Source organism: Bacillus sp. N1(2025), assembly GCF_053470005.1.
Map to the genome: position 1 here is coordinate 18,050 of NZ_JBLTJB010000017.1, position 17,458 is coordinate 35,507.

Genomic DNA, 17,458 nt, shown 5'->3' on the forward strand with positions numbered 1-17,458 from the left:
CAGCTACCTATGATTTTTTCGCTTCTTTTTCAAGCAAATCAAGTTTATAAGCAATTGCGCCGTACAGCAGCGCCTTGTATTCACGCGGAGCTTCATAGAGCTCTCTCAATTCAGACGGGGAATATTTCAGCTCGTGCATTGCGAAATAGAAATACACAGCCTCCTTATCCCCGCCCCGTATTAGTTTTTTGCTTCTTCTTCAAGGTCTTCCAGATCATCTTCAAAACCGTTGATCTCGATTGCCTTGTTCAGCCAGTTAGCGTATTCCCCGCCGACAGAAAGGATGCGCTTTGCCACTTCCACCGGATCTTCTGTCTTGTAAGCTTCACGCAGCTCTTTTGATTTAAAGTTCGGGTAAACAGTCGTTTCAACAGCAATTCGTGCATAGAAGCGCTGGCTGTCCAGTTCTTTCACACGGCCGCGGCCTTTGACATTTTTGTATGTTGTGTTTTCTTTCTCTAACTCATCGATGCGCTCAGTCGTAATTGCTTTGAAAACGAACGGAACCACGTTCCCCGCCTTGTCTTTAAACCGCTTTGAAATCGGCACTTTTACCTCTTCCGCTTCGATTGTTTGTCCTGGCATAAAGAATGAAAGATCATATACTTTTTCGTTTTGTTTTTCGCTCATGTTAATTAGCTCCTTTTGTTTTGTTTGTCTTCAGACAATAAAAAACACTCTCGGCTTTTGAGAGTGTTATGGTACAATATGGTTTAGTATAAATGAATTGGCTTTCAACACCTCAAGGGCGGTCTGGCTCACTCCCTCATGAAGGGGGGTGATGCTCATGTCAACGTTTCAAGCATTAATGCTTATGCTTGCTTTCGGCTCTTTTATAATTGCCCTGTTGACTTATATAAAAAAGAAATAGACCCACCCTTGAGCTCGTGGAAAAGTTAAAGGGTGAAGTCTATCCGTAAATCTTTCATGAAGTTGTTAAGCCAGCCCTCTTGATGGGCCAACATTTATACCGACCCGGTTGCAGCCGGGTCATTTTTATTTTATGCAAAAAACCAAGACGTTAACCTTTTAAAAACGTCTATTTGACATTTTTATATACATTTAGTATAGCAAAGTTAATAATAAATTAGCAATTGCAAACAAAAAATTATTACAAAAAGTAACTAAAATGGCGTTTCTGAATGTGGCACCATTTTAATTAAAACGAATCCTTCAGCTTTTCAGGAAGATCAAAGTCCTCAAAGGTAAACGGCACTTCCTCTTCCAATGCTTCGGAATCCACATCCAGCCCCGCGATCTTCGCAGAATCAAAGTTCACATCATAGAGAGTAACCCGCTCAGTCCCCCGGCCAGATGATTTATCATCAAGCACCGCTTGCAGAGTGAAATACGGATCTTCACCTTTTTTCACATAGTTCAGCATCAGCTGCACAAAGCGGGATGTGACTTTATAAAATGTCGCTGTTCCCGTTCCATTCGCACCAGTTGTTTTGTGGCCGGTCATACGGCGGCCCATGACATTGACTTCTGATTTGTTTTTCTCCACGTTTGCTTCAAACGTTTTGATAAAAGCCAATTCCTCACCATCCAAGAAGAGGCGCCCCTCTTTACCAGATATCGTATTCTGCGCTTTAAAAGCCACCTTACTTCACCTCCACGTTAAAGTAGAATTTCTCTGCTGCATCAACAGGTTGCACGGCCAAGTCAATGATGAATCCATCCCGATCCTCATTTAGAACAATCGCGATATCAGACTCAGAGTCAAACCCCGTAATGCCGCCCCCATCTTGAAGGATTCCCATGTATTGAGTGATCAGGGTTTTCACGAACTGTAGGCCGTCATCCGAAGCCGGGACATCGCTACCGCTCGCTTTTCTGGACTTAATTAATGCTTTCAGCTGAGATGTCAGATCGTTATTAATTGCATCAAGGACCCTAACAATTTTGTTCTTCTGGAACACCTTGTTTTTCTCAGCCGTTAAGCTGGTCAGGGAGTTAATATCCTTTTCAACAGCCACCGCCTTATCGCGGGGATCGAAAGTGAACAAAAATTCACCTTTAGCGAGTCGTTCAACAATTTCATCATTATCAATGCGGTTTAAAACGTCCACAGCCCCTTCATATTCAACAAACGTAAGGGATTGGTTAAAGGTAGCCCCCGCGCTGGCCCCGGCCACCCAGGCAGTAGCTTTTTCAGGCGTAATCTCAGTACCGTCTTCCAGCAGGACCCCGCCTGTCACATTGATAATGCCTTCATGATCCCCTTTATAATTCGAGAGGACGCCTTGAATCTTCTGACCTTGGTTATCTCTTAGCCGCTTCACAAATGCCACGAACGTGGCTTTCAGCTGGTCATTGTCTTCTACTGGCAGAGCAATGGTGTCGAAGTATTCCGTTTCAGCTGCATCTAAGAAATCCATATAGTCGGCGTTCGTTGGGATCTTATCTGTGCCGCCGGAAAGACGGGTGCCGGCGGATGCCGGTAGGTCTCCGCTTGCATCGGCAGGTGATGTACCGGTAAGCGGGATGGATACGGTCAAATCTCCTTTTCCAGTAAAGGATACATAGCTGTTTGCCTTCAATTCCTCCGCGGCCGCTACGGTCTGCTTATCAACTTCTGACTCATCGAGATACGTAATGACATCAACCTTTTTTGAATCAATGACATTCTCAGTGATACGGATAATGATGTCATTCCCTTTGGTCCCGCCATAAAGAGCGGTTGCCTTAACGCCTTCACTGATTTCTGCAGATGCGCGAAGACCCTCAGTCAACCGATAAAGCAATACTGTTTTTGCCTTCTTCATTGCTTCACGCAGCAGAAGGAGCGAAGGATTATCAATGTTTAATCCGATCTTCTTATTCAAATCCTCAATGGAAGAGATAGAAATGAATTTTTTCAGCTCTCCCCAACTAGATGCGATCGGGAGCGCCACGGTTCCCCTTTCACCGACAGACACACGATCCTCGGCGGTCGTTTTAAAATTAAAGTAGATACCCGCACGCTCTTTTTCCTTGCCTGGTGTAAATGTTCCGCCGTTCATCTATTTAACCTCCTTTTGAAGAAACTGAGTTATGAGCTTCTTCGCTTCTGTTTTTGTAATTCTTTCTTTGTCTACATGAAAAAGAGCACCGTCAAATACTTCGGGCTTTACCCCAAAGAGCTCACGACTGTGCCCCCTCAAATCCTTGATATAGAAAGCAGTTTCTGCTTTTTCTGACTTAGTGGCCATCATTTCACCCCGCTTGTAAAATCAAAATCATTCAGAGCTGGCTTTTCTTCTCGCTCGTACCAATAGCGGCCTGTCCAATTCAGGACAATACTTGCATAATCATCCGTTACTCGGGTTTCAATCCGTGACAGACGAATAAAATCACCCGTACCTTCACCAGATTCCTTCAGGAGTGGGATTAATCCTCTCTTACTTCTAAGGACATCCGCTATCCTTTCCGCTTCTGTATGAGCCTTCTGTGCATTTTTATGAAAAAGCTTCACGTTTAGCACATAGACTTTCTGAAATGTTGAAACTGTGTCTGGACCGTCGGCGGTAGAAGCCGGCGGGAAGTAAAGAGATGGGACCGCGAAGTCTTGCGGTATCTCTTCCTCATATACCTGGACAGGATACAAATTGTATAGATAGCCCATGATTGAGCCAACTTCACTATTCATGCTGCTGCCACCGCCTAAAATTTATTTTCAATCCATTGCTGGAGCTTCCGCTCAAGACTGCGCTCAAACATCATTTCAAAGATGGCCATTGCATTATCCCAATACCCTGAACCGTCAACCCATTTGAACTTCAGCAGCATTCCGGAGTTTTTTTCAGCAGGATCATATTCAAAGCGATCACCTTTCCACCGGCCCGGCACCCAGCGACGGTCCTGATTCTTGGACGGATCAATGGTAAAATGCCCGTCATTGACGTAAGAGGCATAATCCAGATTCGTTCCAACATCCAGCTTTAATTTACCGGCTGTCATAGAAAAGATGTTCTCCTGATCGCCCTTATGAAATGAGTTAAGCAGGCGGCGCGTGTCTACCGTCTGAGTCTGGATCACTTCATCCTGGACAATATCAAGGAATTGATACCCCATTCCTTCAAGCCAAATCTCATATTCTTGCCGCAGTCCTCCGTGGGTTGCCTGGTGCAGCGCTTGAACGAATTGATCGAGCCCCTTAATTCTCATAGGTAATTAACCTCCCTGACCGCCGTCACTTCCCAATGGTGATTTTTAATCAAACGCGGCTGCTGCAGTTTGTAGGCAGTGCCTTCCCATTTCACTCTGTCATTGATTCGAATATCTGCAGAAGCAGGGAAATGAATCATAAATGACTGATAGATGGCCGCGTTCGGCTCCTGCTGAACAATTGATTGGCTCTTCTCAGTAAAATAGCAGGGCTGACTCTTTATATCAGGCTCATCGGGATAAGAGTAAGCAGGCGGTGCATCGGGAACAGGCACGCCGTATCTCATTTTTTGATCTTCGTGTTTCTCCTGCAGATGATAAACATCGCACCGGTGAGTCAATAAGGAGCGGTAACTCATATAGACCTCATCCTCATTTTTACTTCTGTGCCTTCAAGATCTGAATCAGCCGGCACCACGTAATCCTTAATCAGTGAATAGATATTGGGTTTTTGAATGGTGCTTCCATTCCCGAGAGTGTACGAATAATCGCCTATCTTCTCGGACGTGTATCCTTTTGTGATTGACTCATCCGAATTGATCAGTGCATAAAACTGCGCCATCTTTAAAACGGCAAGCCTGACCCTTTCAGGAAGAGGATCATATTCCTCCCCTGAAAAATCATGGCCAACTTCTAACGAAATTTCAGCAACGGCTTCTATGATGTCCTGGGTAAGCAGCACGTCCGGCCGATCTTTGACTGAATCAAAAACCGAGTAAGCCTTTAAGTCAGCGGGGGTAATTAACATGCCGCTCACTCTTCTTTTCCTTGTTGTTCAAGGATGAAGGCAATTCTTTCATCTGCATTCTTGAAGTCAGACGGATTGCCGCCAAGATCAGTAACAATGGCTTCTTGTTCAGTTTTATTCATGCCCTTCAAATCTGTTTCTGTGTACTTCTTCTTTGTTGCCGTGTCATCATCGCTTTTAGGTTTTTCCGTTTCCTTCGGCTCTTCTTTAATTAAATGACACTCAAACTGCTCATTATTCTTCAAATAAGAATAGACGGGCTTCTCCACTTCACGCTTTTGATTAAGCAGGAAGACATACCCCATAACATCGTATGTCTGACCTGCTATCAACTTCGCTGTATATGTGTCGGCCATATTTTATTCACCTACTCTTTCACTTTGATGATTTTAGCCACAGCGTCTTCTTCTTCGAATTTACTGTCCAGCTTAGCCGTCAGGACGATCACGAACATACGGCGGCGGATATCCTTATCTACTTCAATACGAATGTTGCGCGAAAAACCGAGAATGATATTTTTCGGGTGAGTCAGGATAATATCTGACACATCTGACGCGCTATCCCCTTCACCTGTGGTGTACGGCTGCAAGTTGGCAATGCCTTTGACCGGAACACCAAACGCTGAAGAAAGTCCGCCCTGTACCGCAGTGTCTCCTAAAGAAGTCTGACGGTCAGCCACTCGGTCTTTCCATTCAACTTCCATGCCAGGAGAGGTATAAAAACGGTACTCCTGCGGAATCCGGAGATATTTTGAAGGAACTGCTTTATATCCACGCTTGAAGACCTGGCGAGTCAGCTCTTCGCCCGCTACATCCACAATATGAGATGTGGCTTGCTTTCGAATTCCGTCTATTTGCGCAAGATATGAGTCTGAAGATGCTGTATCACCGTTTACTAACAGCTCTTCAATATCAACGGCCGCACGTTCAGCGAGCATCTGCATAATTGTATTTTGCAATCCCTCTTTTTCAATGTTGTTTTCAAGTGTGTCATAGGTGATATTTACTTCTGCAATGACTTCTTTTGTGCTCAAGCTGACAGTGCTTGTTGACGGAACAACCTTTTGATCTTTTGTCAGCGAAACACCTTCCTGGGCAGCTCTGAGAATCCGCTGCCCAAACCCGATCTTCTCAATTTTTTGCGTATCGTGATCCATAGGAATGACACGCGCCTCATTTAAGATAGTCGGCGCATCTTGAACCATTCGAATAAAAGCATTTGCCTGTGTTGGGTTCATCATGCCGCCGCTCTTTAAGCTGGCAAGCGTCATCTCTGCCTTTTCAATTACCTCGTGATTTCTCATGTGATCCTCCTTGTGTTTGCCGCTTCTACTTAAAGAAGCCCGGCCCAGATTGATTTTTTAACATCTGCGGTTTCCTGCGTGGTCTCTTCTTGTTTAGAAAAGCCGCGGCTTTTTTCAATGGCATCAATACGATCAGCGAGCGGTTGAACAGCGTCTGTGATGGCTTTTTTCAACTTCTCAGCCTCTTCTTCCTCAGATGCTTTTTCCTCGTCTTTCTTCTTTTTAGGTTCTTCCTCTTTTTCCAATTCCGCGAGCCGCTTCTGAATTGGCTCTAACGCTGCTTCGATGGATTTTGCTACATCCTCTGAGTTCATTTCTTCTTCCTCTCCTTCCGTCTCCACCTGACTCAGCAAGTTGCCGAGAGCGGTATGAGCGCTTTTAATTTCTTGTAAGCTTGAAGCCGAGAATTTCCGGCCGGCCTTTTGCAGCTCTTCCGGCTTCGGCCCGATCGCTTTTAGAATGTCATCGGAAATCAATACATCCTGAGCGATATCCACGAAGTCTTGCAGAGCTTCTTTGATTTTTGCAGGGTCATTTTCCATCTCTCCGGGATAGTCCCATTTGAATAAAGCTGAGTTTAACGCATCTTGTGCGGCCCAAAACTCACGGCGTTGGCGCCCCTCGTCATATTTGTCCCGAACCGCGCCCTTGGCCACACTGGCATTAAAAAAGTTTTTGACCAAATTAAAAAGCCCTTTCTCGTGGTTGTCCTCTGGAGAAACAGGCTTTTCTTTTTGTTTTGCGATATCCGCGATGCCGGCCATTGAATAACCGGTAATCTCGCCCTTTTTGATTTCATCCCAAACTGCCTCGGAAGCCTTTGTCACAAGCACCCAGGATCCTTTTTTGATGGTTTCACCGTTCATTTCAAAATCAGCAGGGGCGACATAAGATTCAACAACTTCACCGACACCGCCTTGAAAGTCATGCTGCTTATCAATTTCACGGGCATCTTTCAGGAAGCCGTGAGCGGCCTTCTCAATTTCTGCAGCTGTCATGAAATCCCCGTGAGCATCCACTGTGTCCGGTTCATAAACGATACCGTAAACAAGTTTTTGCTCGTCCGCTTCTTTTGCAAGGACCTTGACTTCCTTTTGAAAGTCCGGCTGTTTTTCTGATTTCATAAAAAAGAACTGCTTTTGATTAGCAGCCTTGTCTACATAAGAAACATGTGTGATTTTTGCGTTCACCAATTCTCTTGGCATTTTGTTCACCTCCTTTCAAGAAACTAATTTGCAACATTAGACTTTTCCATGTATTTATTTAATTCGTCAATTGCGCTTAGACACCGAGAACGAAAAATAGTCGCATCGACACTTTTTAGCTCGTAGTTTTCATTTAATAAGAAGTTTCGTAGCTCTAAAAGAGACTTAAGTGCTTTCCCTAACTGTGGGTATTCTTTAGTTAAATAAATCATGCTATTTTTAGGGTGCTTGAAACGAAAATCGTTACCTCCACTTTCGATCACTAAACTTCTAATTTTACGTTCAACTTCCCTCCAGGATTCTTTCACTAATAGCCTTGGCTTTGTTGCTACAATGTAAGAATAATCATTCGACTCTTTTACGATTGAAGGCGGGGTCTCTGGTAGCTTGTATTCAAATTTTTCTGTTTTAGTATTCTCAGCTTCTTTCATTGTCTCAGAATCTACCTTTTCTTCTTCAGATCGTTGACTCGCCTCTTGTAAACTTTGATCCACTTTTTCCAAGAGTCTATCGAAAATAATCTCTACGTTCCCTACTTTAAAGCTAAATAGCCTATTTTCTATAACCGTCTTTAGACTTTTACGAATAGCAAATACTATTACTACTGCAGCCAACGGCCATGAAGTTAAGATTGTTTTTAGAAGATCAAAAACCTTGCTCCATTCCATAGCTAATTCTCCATTCCTAGTTTGATATGGAGATTATACTATTTTATTCCATGTTTGCTAAGGCTTCTCTGCGAATCTCTTCTTTTTCGTCAGCTGACAAACCTAAAATCTTGTTATCTACTACAGGAGATAATACACAATGACAATGAACCCGCTCAGCAGCGGAAAGCTTTGTGTCTCGCGGATACATACAGGTTTCGCTGCTTCCTGGTATCTTGAATTCTTCATCAACACCAACAATGGTGCCGTCGAGGTCTATATGATTCTCACGCGGGTTGTTTTTCTTTCCTCCGCTGTGCCGCCATTTCTTTTTAGATACCGCCGGGGACTGCGTATAAGATTCATGCTGAGCGGCAGAGGAAGCGGCAAGCACCTCGGTTATGGCCGTTGTCCGGGCTCTCGGTCTATCGAAATGCGGCATATCCTTCAGAGTCAGTTCAATCTCCTGGATAGACGAGCCTGAGTCAATAGCTTCCGTCAGCACCGTTTCCACCGCCTCATGTGTGTTGAGCTGCATAATCTCGGCCAGTCTCTTTGACCACCCCTTAATCCAGTCGATCGAGCGAGCGGAAAGAACTTTGAACGGAACTTCAGGATCGATTGAATCCATTATGACAGCGGCCAGCTCTTCAAGCGTCTGCTGCAGAAAATCCTCGGTCAGTTCCTGGAACTCTTCCTGAAAATCATCCTCTGCAAAAAGGTTCTGCGTAAAAAACACCAGAAGCTCCTGTAGCGTCTCTGAATCAGCTTTGCTTACAAAGCCGTTCAATCCTTTTAAAAACCTCTTACGCTGGCTCCTGAACAATCTGGCGATGCCTTTTTCATAATCTTCCACGTAACGAGGTATCCTAGAGCGGCCGGGGAAGTCAGGAATCGTCTCCACAAGCTTCTGACCTTCGCTTTCCTCGGCTTTTTGAATGAATGAGTTAAGACTGACCAGCAGCTTATCGGTTTTGTTCATTTTTCAAATCCTCCAACACATCCCGCATATCTTTCAACAGCCCGATCACATCAGGAGTGCCGCTCTCGGATTTAAACAGAGCCGTAAATGGATCCGCTGCAGGCGTTGATTCGTTCTTACCAATTGGCCGATTGTATTCTTCCTCCGGCCATTCCTCAAGCGTTTTGCCGAGTACGCGCCCGGCCAGATCCCTCAGATCGTTAGGTGATACAGCACCAGCCGTAATGAAAGGAGTCAGCACTTTTGCAATTTCAAGCGGATCCTGAAAGTCCGGGCCTTTCAACTGCAGCTCTACTTTATGAATTTCAAGATCATTTAAAAATAACGCGTTCAGTCTGCCGGTAAGTACATTTCGTTCCGGCTGAAAGACTTGCTCTTCAGTAATCTTTCTGGCTGTGTCAGCTGTCGCCCTGTTGTAATCCTGCGCTTCCCCGGTATAAATCGGCGGTAACCGGAAAGCAGAGCGGATTTTATCCCGGCTCTTTTGGTCATATTCCAGGAACAAAGCATCTTCCTGAAGAATCTCGGCCAGTGACTTGATGTCCACTTTGACCGGTACGATTTCTTCATCACCATGAATATTCTTCCCTTTGGCTATCCCTTCAGCTTCGAGCAAAAGAAATTTATGTGAGTTTTCCACGCCTTCAAGGCCGTTCATATAGTCCTGCAGCTGTTTATACGAATCCTCCGAGAGCATTCCGTTCTCGATCGTAATAGCAGCGGGAATATGCCGGCCTTGTTTAAAGTACATGAAATTCAGCTCTTCTGCTTTGCGGGCGCCGTATAGATTGACAATATGACCGATCCACCGCGGCTTCCCATAAGCGCCGCTTCCTATCTTAAAATGCACAACCTCGTTGGCCTGCTTTTCTATAGGAGTGTTTTCTTCATACTGCCCTGTCTCAAGGTTAAGGGTGCGCGGGTCGCCGTACTCCTTAAAATAAATGACTCGCCCATCAATCATCTGAGCATATTTCCGAAACCGCTTCTGCCTTTTCATAGTCTTTAGTTGACCTGATTCAAAGTATTTGAAAGGAACTTCTATAGGATCAGATAGCTTGCACACCCGGACATATTCCGCAGCCATGTATTCAATGCCGGCAGGCTGATTTTTACCGTTACGGATAACCTCTATATATCCGTTTCCTGTCTTTTCCCGATCTTCTAAACAGAAGCCGAGCAGTGTTTCTGCTGATTCATCAAAATGAAGATGCTTTATGAACTCCTCGAGCTGTTGCCATTCTTTATCCGCATCCGCTTTTTCTGCAGGATCTACTTCATGTGAATTGATATCCTTTGTGTATCGCATGTCAAAGCCAAAACCAAGAATATTTGTCCTATAGGCATCCACACATTGCTGGAGCATTGTTGAATACTCAGCTATCATTTTTAATTCCTTCAGGTTGTATGGCGGCTCCATGATCATGTTTTCCGTGTAATGGCCTGCAAATTCATCAGCATATATTTGTTTTGTCGTTTCGGCAGGCGGAGCGGCTTTAATCACTCGTGCTTTGACTGATTGCTTCGTCATCTGATAACCCCCTTTCTTCCCTAACCGGTCTGGCCCGCTGCGGGCGTCCTTTTGGTTTTTCTTTAAGATCGGAAACCTCGTAATCATCCAGCGCGTACCATATCGCTGAAAAAGTATGTGGGTCAATCGTGAACTTGTCTTCAATGATGTGACCCAGCTTATCGGTAGCATAGGTGAGCGGCTTCAGCTCATACACCGTATTTTCACAACGGTCAGAGCAAATGATCTTTTTAAACCGCTTGATCTTCTTAATGTATTGAAGACGTGAACCCTGGAACTTCCGAGCCCCCACCATATTGAACCCTTGCTGCTGATAATAACGGATTGTTTTCGGCTCGGCGGCATCCGCTTTGATCAATTCCTTTGTCTCCGCAAATTCCTTTATCTCTTCGGCCGTCCTATCGTCCGTCATTTGATTTTTGTAATACTCCCAATAGATATAGAGGTACTTCTTCTCCGTGTCCACAGCGAGCCGGACAATAGCGTTATACGATCCCTCAAAACCAAAGTCCATGCCGACTCGTTTAAGTGGGCGGTGAATGTTTTCGATAGCCTCCATGACTTCTTCGTGCGGACGCTCTTCAAATTGAGGAAGAACCCGCACACCATTAACGCCAAAGCGCCCCTTCCGCGCAATACGGTAAAGGTCTGGATCATAATCTTTCAGTTCATCGAGCTGCTTCACATAGCTTTCGGGCAGAAACAGATTATCTTCCGCAGTTGAATGATGATAATAGGTGTCATTCACAACGATCGTCCGCTTTTCATAAAGCTCTTTATCATCAAGCACAAACCGTTTTTGGCGGTCATCTTTGAAGAAATGCCGGAATGTCCAGTTATCCTCTCCGACCGGGTTTGTAGAAAGAATCATGTGGAGCGGCAATGTCGGGTGACGTAGGCGCCCAAGCAATTCCTTAAAGCCTTCATACTTCACCTCAGAACATTCCTCAATCCATATGATCGAAATGTTATTAATTGATTTCAGCTTGGCCGGCTTATCCAGCCCTTTAAAAATAATTCGGCTGCCATTCGGAAACCGTATTTGCATCGGTGACGAAACACACCTAACAACGTGATCAATCTCTAATTCGTTGACAATCTCTTCGAAGAGAGAAAAGGTTGAGTCTCTGTGTGTGTCATAAACTTCCCGGATAACAAGCGCTGTCCGCTTCTCTGTGAGTAATTTCAGAATGATCTTCAGCGCAGCATGATAGCTTTTCGATGACCCATAGCCGCCAACCAAAAACTGAAACTTTTGGTTCCAGTCAAAAAGGAAATCCTCGAAATGTGGGTTTACTTTTTTAACAGTCATCAGCTGTCATCCTTATCCTTGCGCTTACGCTCTATTATGATATTCACAGAGTTATCCACAGGTCTTGCGGTCAAGCGTTCAAGCTCAGCTTGTTTTGTCTCGTTTGTCAGATACATGGCGCGTAGCTTCAGATCGTGTTCATCCATAGAGCGGGTGATATCATGCTTTTGACGAATAGCCTTCAGCCGCCTGTCGGTAACACGGGTCATTGCTTCTTCAATATTTAAGATATCGTCAATGGACCGCATCGCTGTTTCTTCCACTTCCGTGACAACCAGCCGCTCGTTCATAAGCGGCACATGCTTTACAAGTCCTGTTTTCTTGTCATTAGTTGGGATGATGTCTTTTACCTTGCGCATTTGTTGAAGAACACGGCGCTGCTTCTCATTTAATCCATTTTCAATTCTCATAATGCGTTGCATCATACGCCGCTCTTTTAAATAAAGCTCCCGGATCGTTAACTCAATTTGATAGAGCGGGTCAGTTTCAATCTGATCAAACAGCTCTTTTTCTGTATCATCCATGAAATCAAACAAGATTGATTCATACTCACCTGTACGCACAGAGTTTTTATTTCCTTTGGGAGCGGCACCGCCTCTGTTCCCTTTGGCGTTTTTGTTGCCAGGCGGCGCCTTGCCTCCTTTATTACCCCGGGCATTTTTGTTACCTTTTGGAGCGCCCGGACGAAAAGGAGCGCTCCCTTTCGATTTAGGAGCGCTCCCATTGATTTTTTCTTCCCATTTATCATTCGCTTTCCATTTGCGGACAGTGCTGCTGGTGACGCCCAATTCATCGGCAATGTCTTTTAATTTCTTGGTTCCGCCGCTCTCTTTCCACAAATGAAAAGCCTCGTCTCTGCGTGGATCTCTTTTTCTTGGCATTACATCATCACCCACCCCCGAGCCATCTAATTGAGTTTGAGTTTGTTTTTAGAAAATCAAAAAGGCCTTACGAGGCCTTTTGATCATTTACCTAATACATTTTTTATTTGTTGAAGTGTTAGATGTTCTCCGCCAGCATCTTCTCTGACTTTTGTCCAACGTGAGAGCAACTCATTATAATAACGAACTCTGTTTCTATGAGAATTCATTTCTATCTTTCCTTCTTTGATCAGGTCTTCCATTTCAGAATAAAGTCCCGCTTCTTTCACAACATGGTTTGCAAAACAGTAATGATCCGGTTCTTCATTCCCATCAAACCCTTGGAATAAAACATCTTCTTCAGAAATTTCCTCTTGTTCTTCACTTGTCAGATTCTTGAAGCCAAAATATAGAGCTCTATACATAGTTAAAACATCAAAAACCTTACGGGTAATTTCAGGAGAAAACTCATCTTCAATGTGCCCAAAAATCTCTTCATAAAAGTGAGAATAGCCATTATAAAGCACTTCTATGTTTCTTTCATATTCAGCCTCGCTTTGAGGGTCTAATCTTTTTAGGATTTCCATTTGGTTGATTAATATAGCTCGCTGCTCTTTTGTAAAATTTAATGTCATTAAATTCGCTCCTTATATTTTTTATATTCTCTAAGGACTTATGACAAGTTACTAAGAACTATTATAATGAATGACTTCCATGTTTTACCTCCCCTTTATGAATATTATACTAAGAGGAGAGAAAAACACAAAAATGTGAGATAACTTATATTTCTTCATCCTTCTGAAGCTGTATATCAAGCTCTATGAGCTTTTTTAAGTCGTCCACAGTGTTTACCTCTATTCGACCGTTTTGAAAGTCTCTGATCCACTGTGCAATGCCTGCACTAACGATTTTCCGATACTTCTCTTTTGATTCACTGATATTTTCAAGAACATCGGCTTTATGTAAAAGCAGAAGCTTTTCCTTCTCTTCATCAGAATAGGAACATACGTTTGTTTTTTCTCTTGTCATGCTCCCCGTCCTCCATTACAATATGAATCAGAGCGTGATTTCCCACAAACGCGGCCGCGTCATGATCACGCTCTCGACAGGGAGCTATCTCTGTTGTGATTGGAGGGTGTTAGCAGCACCCTCTTTTTTTGATTTTTTCCCAAAAACCTCTCGAGTTCTGTGTAGGACTCATATATGCTGTCAGAGCAAAGGAGAGGATAGATATGAATAAAGATATTTTAGATCTTAAAACTACGGCAGAAGCGGCTCGTGCAGCCTACAAAATGGGGCACTTAAGCCGAGAGGAAGCGATAATTAAAATAGAACCTTACTTGATTAGAGTAAATGAAAAAGCAGTGGCTATCGCAAAGAAATATAACCAACGCCCTCGTAAAGTTTCATTAACTTCTTTTTTAAGATGACGCCTGATGGGGCGTCTTTTTATTTATGCTTCCTCAATAAATTCTTCCAAGTGGGAAACATCAATTTCTTTAAAATTATCCTTTATGTTCTTTGGATCTCCTTTATAAAAAACCAACACATTTTGATGAACCTTTACTACTTTTCTATTAACAAAGGTATTCGCTGCTCTTACACCAGCTGTTCCAAATGCATTAATAAGAACTATCTCGTTATAAAAGTGAAGGCCCGATTCCAGGAATGCCTTTTTGGTATCGTCAACAAAATTTCTGTATATGCCTTTTTTATCTCTTATATCACCGACCACAAAAACTGCAAACCTATCATTTTTCAGCCTGGAGGCACCCCTCTTTATTATTTCCGAATAAGCGGCAACAAAATCATCATACTCCATAGTGCTAATATCATTTGGATTATCGGAATAAACTTCAAGATCACCATAAGGCGGGCAGCTAAACATCAAATCTATTTCATTTTCAGTAATGTGACTGTTAACATTTAAACTGTCATCACAAATCCAGTTAGGCATTTTTAGCCCTTCAATAGTAGCTGCGTTCATTTTATTTGCTTTAACCTGCTCCTCCCTTATATCGATTCCGTAATATTCATAATTTAAGAAAGAAGCCACAATCCCTCTTACACTTCCACCCGCGAACGGATCATAAATTTTTCCGCCATCAATATTGAACCATTTATAAATTATTTCACATAAGACAGGATCAAAAATTGACGTTCCTTTCATTTTTTTTGCGTACTTCGAAAAATCCGGGTATAAAAGATTCTCTTCTCTTCCTTCATCTGAACTAATTCCTATAGCGTGCCATGCCCGTTTTCTTTCCTGCCAATACCCCTGGCGAGCATCGAAAATTGAAAACGGAGGGATGATAAACCTATCAACTAAACTCTCATTAGTATTTGTTTCCCCAGACTCGTTAAAATCAAAATCAACATCTTCAGATACATCTAAATCGAGTATGCCTTCTAATTCCTCTGTACTAAATCCAGTGGGATCAATGTCTATATTAAGATCGTTTAATTCTCTTAGTATTTGTTCGAGCTTATCCTCGTCCCAGTCGCCGCCGGTTTTGTTGAGTGCAAGATTGAGTATTTTCTCATCGGTTTCACTCAGGTTTACAACTGATACTTCTAACTCTGCCGGCTGGCGCTCCATAAGTATTTTAAATCGTTGATGGCCACCAACTAAATTCCCTGTTCTCTCGTTCCACACAAGAGGTTCTACAGTACCAAATTTATTTATTGAAGACTTTAATTTTTCATAATCGGGATTACCTGGCTGAAGATCAATCCGAGGATTGTATGTAGCGGGGTTAATCTTTTCTACTGGTATAGTTCTAATATTCATGATGTATCGCCTCCTGGTACAAATAAAAAAGCACCCCGAAGGATGCTTAAGTTATATTCCGTTTGCTTTCTACAAAACATCAAAAAGGTGTGTCACTTCACTTTTCAACCGCATACCTTTTTGATGTTTTACGGTCTATAAAATTTTACGTATTTGCCATCTCTGTCAAACCAGCCTCTGAACGCCCAGTTATCCCAGCCGCCATCTCCTTGGTTTGTGAATTCCCCATCTTCAAACACCCAGATCCCGTATACCACTCCATTTAGAACGGCAGATCCATAGAATTTGACGCCTCTGAAGTGATCGTCGTAATTCTGGGCCAAATTAAATACCATGACATTATATTTCTGCCCCGCAGAGTAAAAAGTAGATTCCATCATATTTTTGACAAAACCCGGTCGATTTGCGTTTTGCACAACAGCATCTCGGATTGAATTTGCTATGCCGAGGACGTCAAGATTTACATTGAAATTAACACCAGGGATACCAGTTCCGGCTTTAGGCTGATTAAGGTTCATTGTTTGTTTAACGGCTGGTGCTGAGGAAACAGTGGGTTCAGCCTCTTTTTCTTTAGCGTGGGCAAAAGCAGGCAGACTGGAAGTAGCGAGCATCAGAGCGGTGACGGATGTGATTATCTTTTTATTCAATTCAATTCCTCCTTTAGATTTTAAAGATATCCATAGGCTAACAACAGACAACTTAATACTCGTTTCCTGCTTTATGCCCCCCTCCTTTCTATGAAACCAGTATATAAAGTTTCTCGTTTAGAAAAATGATGAAAATTTAGTATTTTCCGATAAGTAATAAATCATATAAATGGGCAGAAAAGAAATTAGACCACGGGACAAATCGATCGGTCATGTCAATCAATTGAGTCTTATTTAATAAAAATTTTAGTAAATTTTTAACCTTTTCAAGAAAATTTGTAAGAAAATATCACAATTGTTTTCAACGTGGTCAAAAAGATTCATTTTCAACGCTTTAAAGGAGAACGGTATAACAAAGCGTGGGTCATAGCGGTTTTGAATGCCTGCTGCCTCCACATTCAAGCCGTTAACCGCCAATTGTCTATTCTGAGACTTACTAGAAGCAGTTTACAGAGAACATAAAAAACGCCCTCCCACTTAAGAAAGCGCCTAAATCATCTGAATAAAACCATATTTTGCAGGGAATAATTATTTTGCAAGCAAATATTATGCTGCTGTTAGAACCGCCCGAATTCACTGAGAAAGCCTCCCTCTTTGTTGATCCTCGCTTAACAATGGGAGGCTTAACTCACTATAAAATATGGTTTATTAACGGTAATTGACATGGACGAAAAACATATTACTATTGTTTACGGCGAATACGGCCGCCTGTCCGTTTATAGGTGTCTTTTCTGACTCCCATGATTTCTTCCCAATCCCTTCTCGTCAAAGGATCAGCTTCCTTTGTTGAGGGGCTTTTCTCTTTTTCAAGTTGCTGTTTCGTTTCTGCAGATAAAATGTCTCTCATCTTCATCTTTCATTTCTCCTTGCCGAATAAGCACCGCCTTACGCTATTCGCTTTTATTTATTTGTGGCCCGCCGATTTTCCCCAGGAGGTAAGCAAAGAAAATGGAGAGCCGGTTTAAAAGACTTTCCTTGCAATCGGGATCTCACCGTTTGCGTTCCCCGTGACTATCGCGCGCAATACTGCATAGACTCCAGCCGCTCCTCCTGTGAAGCTAACGGCCTTCATTGTCATTCGATACATCCGAGTGCACACTTGATACGGGAAAGGTGCGTCTCCCAATCTGCCATAAAAAAAGCGGCCACTAATCAGATGCACAAATAGACTCATGCAAAAGATCAGCGTCCGCAGGTTTCTCCTTTTGGGACAGATATTCACGTTCGTTTTCTTCTTGTCTCTATCGTATGACAAACCGCAGCTAAAAAAAGTACCCATTTTA

The 17,458-nt window shown here is 43.1% G+C and carries 24 protein-coding genes; 2 read left to right on the forward strand and 22 right to left on the reverse strand.

Annotation, left to right across the window (positions count from 1 at the left end):
* Window positions 1–7 precede the first annotated feature (7 nt).
* Both ACNFN4_RS21415 and ACNFN4_RS21420 read right to left on the reverse strand, forming a co-directional pair.
* On the reverse strand, window positions 8–139 hold the full coding sequence (locus ACNFN4_RS21415) for a hypothetical protein (RefSeq protein WP_223198305.1): 132 nt from the start codon (window positions 137–139) through the stop codon (window positions 8–10).
* Between the two features lie 41 nt (window positions 140–180).
* Window positions 181–630 (reverse strand): phage tail assembly chaperone, encoded by a 450-nt coding sequence (locus ACNFN4_RS21420; RefSeq protein WP_053285389.1) that lies wholly within the window; start codon window positions 628–630, stop codon window positions 181–183.
* Window positions 631–781: 151 nt separating this feature from the next.
* On the opposite strand from ACNFN4_RS21420, the gene ACNFN4_RS21425 reads away from it, so the two are divergent.
* Window positions 782–871, forward strand: a complete 90-nt coding sequence (locus ACNFN4_RS21425; protein ID WP_073982158.1) for a putative holin-like toxin — start codon at window positions 782–784, stop codon at window positions 869–871.
* 288 nt (window positions 872–1,159) lie between these two features.
* On the opposite strand, the gene ACNFN4_RS21430 is transcribed toward ACNFN4_RS21425, so the two are convergent.
* The 17 genes from ACNFN4_RS21430 to ACNFN4_RS21510 form a co-directional block, all read right to left on the reverse strand.
* Complete coding sequence (locus ACNFN4_RS21430; protein ID WP_053285390.1) at window positions 1,160–1,603, reverse strand: phage tail tube protein; 444 nt, start codon at window positions 1,601–1,603, stop codon at window positions 1,160–1,162.
* Between the two features lies 1 nt (window position 1,604).
* Entirely contained in the window at window positions 1,605–3,005 is a 1,401-nt protein-coding gene (locus ACNFN4_RS21435) for a phage tail sheath family protein (RefSeq protein ID WP_053285391.1), read from the reverse strand.
* A complete protein-coding gene (locus tag ACNFN4_RS21440) occupies window positions 3,006–3,197 on the reverse strand; it encodes a hypothetical protein (RefSeq protein ID WP_088461988.1) in 192 nt (63 codons plus the stop codon).
* Window positions 3,194–3,631 (reverse strand): phage tail terminator family protein, encoded by a 438-nt coding sequence (locus ACNFN4_RS21445; protein ID WP_053285393.1) that lies wholly within the window; start codon window positions 3,629–3,631, stop codon window positions 3,194–3,196. Before ACNFN4_RS21445 ends, ACNFN4_RS21440 begins: the two co-directional genes overlap by 4 nt.
* Window positions 3,632–3,645: 14 nt before the next feature.
* Window positions 3,646–4,149, reverse strand: coding sequence for an HK97 gp10 family phage protein (locus ACNFN4_RS21450; RefSeq protein WP_053285394.1), 504 nt, complete (start codon window positions 4,147–4,149; stop codon window positions 3,646–3,648).
* Window positions 4,146–4,508 (reverse strand): DUF3599 family protein, encoded by a 363-nt coding sequence (locus tag ACNFN4_RS21455; RefSeq protein ID WP_053285395.1) that lies wholly within the window; start codon window positions 4,506–4,508, stop codon window positions 4,146–4,148. Before ACNFN4_RS21455 ends, ACNFN4_RS21450 begins: the two co-directional genes overlap by 4 nt.
* Window positions 4,505–4,897 carry a protein YqbG gene (yqbG, locus tag ACNFN4_RS21460; RefSeq protein ID WP_053285437.1) on the reverse strand — a complete coding sequence of 131 codons (393 nt, stop codon included), beginning with the start codon at window positions 4,895–4,897 and terminating at the stop codon, window positions 4,505–4,507. The genes ACNFN4_RS21455 and yqbG overlap by 4 nt, the downstream gene beginning before the upstream one ends.
* 5 nt (window positions 4,898–4,902) lie before the next feature.
* A complete protein-coding gene (locus ACNFN4_RS21465) occupies window positions 4,903–5,253 on the reverse strand; it encodes a YqbF domain-containing protein (protein ID WP_053285396.1) in 351 nt (116 codons plus the stop codon).
* Between the two features lie 11 nt (window positions 5,254–5,264).
* On the reverse strand, window positions 5,265–6,200 hold the full coding sequence (locus tag ACNFN4_RS21470; protein WP_053285397.1) for a phage major capsid protein: 936 nt from the start codon (window positions 6,198–6,200) through the stop codon (window positions 5,265–5,267).
* Window positions 6,201–6,229: 29 nt separating this feature from the next.
* Window positions 6,230–7,405 (reverse strand): XkdF-like putative serine protease domain-containing protein, encoded by a 1,176-nt coding sequence (locus tag ACNFN4_RS21475; RefSeq protein WP_053285398.1) that lies wholly within the window; start codon window positions 7,403–7,405, stop codon window positions 6,230–6,232.
* A gap of 23 nt (window positions 7,406–7,428) precedes the next feature.
* Complete coding sequence (locus ACNFN4_RS21480; protein ID WP_053285399.1) at window positions 7,429–8,073, reverse strand: hypothetical protein; 645 nt, start codon at window positions 8,071–8,073, stop codon at window positions 7,429–7,431.
* Window positions 8,074–8,116: 43 nt separating this feature from the next.
* Entirely contained in the window at window positions 8,117–9,034 is a 918-nt protein-coding gene (locus tag ACNFN4_RS21485) for a phage head morphogenesis protein (RefSeq protein WP_053285400.1), read from the reverse strand.
* On the reverse strand, window positions 9,018–10,565 hold the full coding sequence (locus ACNFN4_RS21490) for a phage portal protein (RefSeq protein WP_053285401.1): 1,548 nt from the start codon (window positions 10,563–10,565) through the stop codon (window positions 9,018–9,020). Before ACNFN4_RS21490 ends, ACNFN4_RS21485 begins: the two co-directional genes overlap by 17 nt.
* A complete protein-coding gene (locus ACNFN4_RS21495) occupies window positions 10,531–11,877 on the reverse strand; it encodes a PBSX family phage terminase large subunit (protein WP_053285402.1) in 1,347 nt (448 codons plus the stop codon). The genes ACNFN4_RS21490 and ACNFN4_RS21495 overlap by 35 nt, the downstream gene beginning before the upstream one ends.
* Window positions 11,877–12,758 (reverse strand): phage terminase small subunit, encoded by an 882-nt coding sequence (gene terS, locus ACNFN4_RS21500; protein WP_053285403.1) that lies wholly within the window; start codon window positions 12,756–12,758, stop codon window positions 11,877–11,879. The genes ACNFN4_RS21495 and terS overlap by 1 nt, the downstream gene beginning before the upstream one ends.
* Before the next feature lie 83 nt (window positions 12,759–12,841).
* On the reverse strand, window positions 12,842–13,372 hold the full coding sequence (locus tag ACNFN4_RS21505; RefSeq protein ID WP_053285404.1) for a YfbU family protein: 531 nt from the start codon (window positions 13,370–13,372) through the stop codon (window positions 12,842–12,844).
* A gap of 145 nt (window positions 13,373–13,517) precedes the next feature.
* Complete coding sequence (locus ACNFN4_RS21510; protein WP_053285405.1) at window positions 13,518–13,766, reverse strand: hypothetical protein; 249 nt, start codon at window positions 13,764–13,766, stop codon at window positions 13,518–13,520.
* 203 nt (window positions 13,767–13,969) lie between these two features.
* Here ACNFN4_RS21510 and ACNFN4_RS21515 point away from each other — a divergent pair, with 203 nt between their 5' ends.
* Entirely contained in the window at window positions 13,970–14,167 is a 198-nt protein-coding gene (locus ACNFN4_RS21515; protein ID WP_053285406.1) for a hypothetical protein, read from the forward strand.
* Between the two features lie 23 nt (window positions 14,168–14,190).
* Here the strand turns inward: ACNFN4_RS21515 and ACNFN4_RS21520 are convergent, their stop codons facing one another.
* The 3 genes from ACNFN4_RS21520 to ACNFN4_RS21530 all read right to left on the reverse strand — a co-directional run bounded on the left by ACNFN4_RS21520 (window position 14,191) and on the right by ACNFN4_RS21530 (window position 17,028).
* Window positions 14,191–15,528, reverse strand: coding sequence for a ParB N-terminal domain-containing protein (locus ACNFN4_RS21520; protein WP_053285407.1), 1,338 nt, complete (start codon window positions 15,526–15,528; stop codon window positions 14,191–14,193).
* Between the two features lie 128 nt (window positions 15,529–15,656).
* Window positions 15,657–16,139 carry a hypothetical protein gene (locus tag ACNFN4_RS21525; protein WP_053285438.1) on the reverse strand — a complete coding sequence of 161 codons (483 nt, stop codon included), beginning with the start codon at window positions 16,137–16,139 and terminating at the stop codon, window positions 15,657–15,659.
* A 718-nt stretch (window positions 16,140–16,857) separates the two neighbouring features.
* Entirely contained in the window at window positions 16,858–17,028 is a 171-nt protein-coding gene (locus ACNFN4_RS21530) for a hypothetical protein (RefSeq protein ID WP_053285408.1), read from the reverse strand.
* Window positions 17,029–17,458 lie beyond the last annotated feature (430 nt).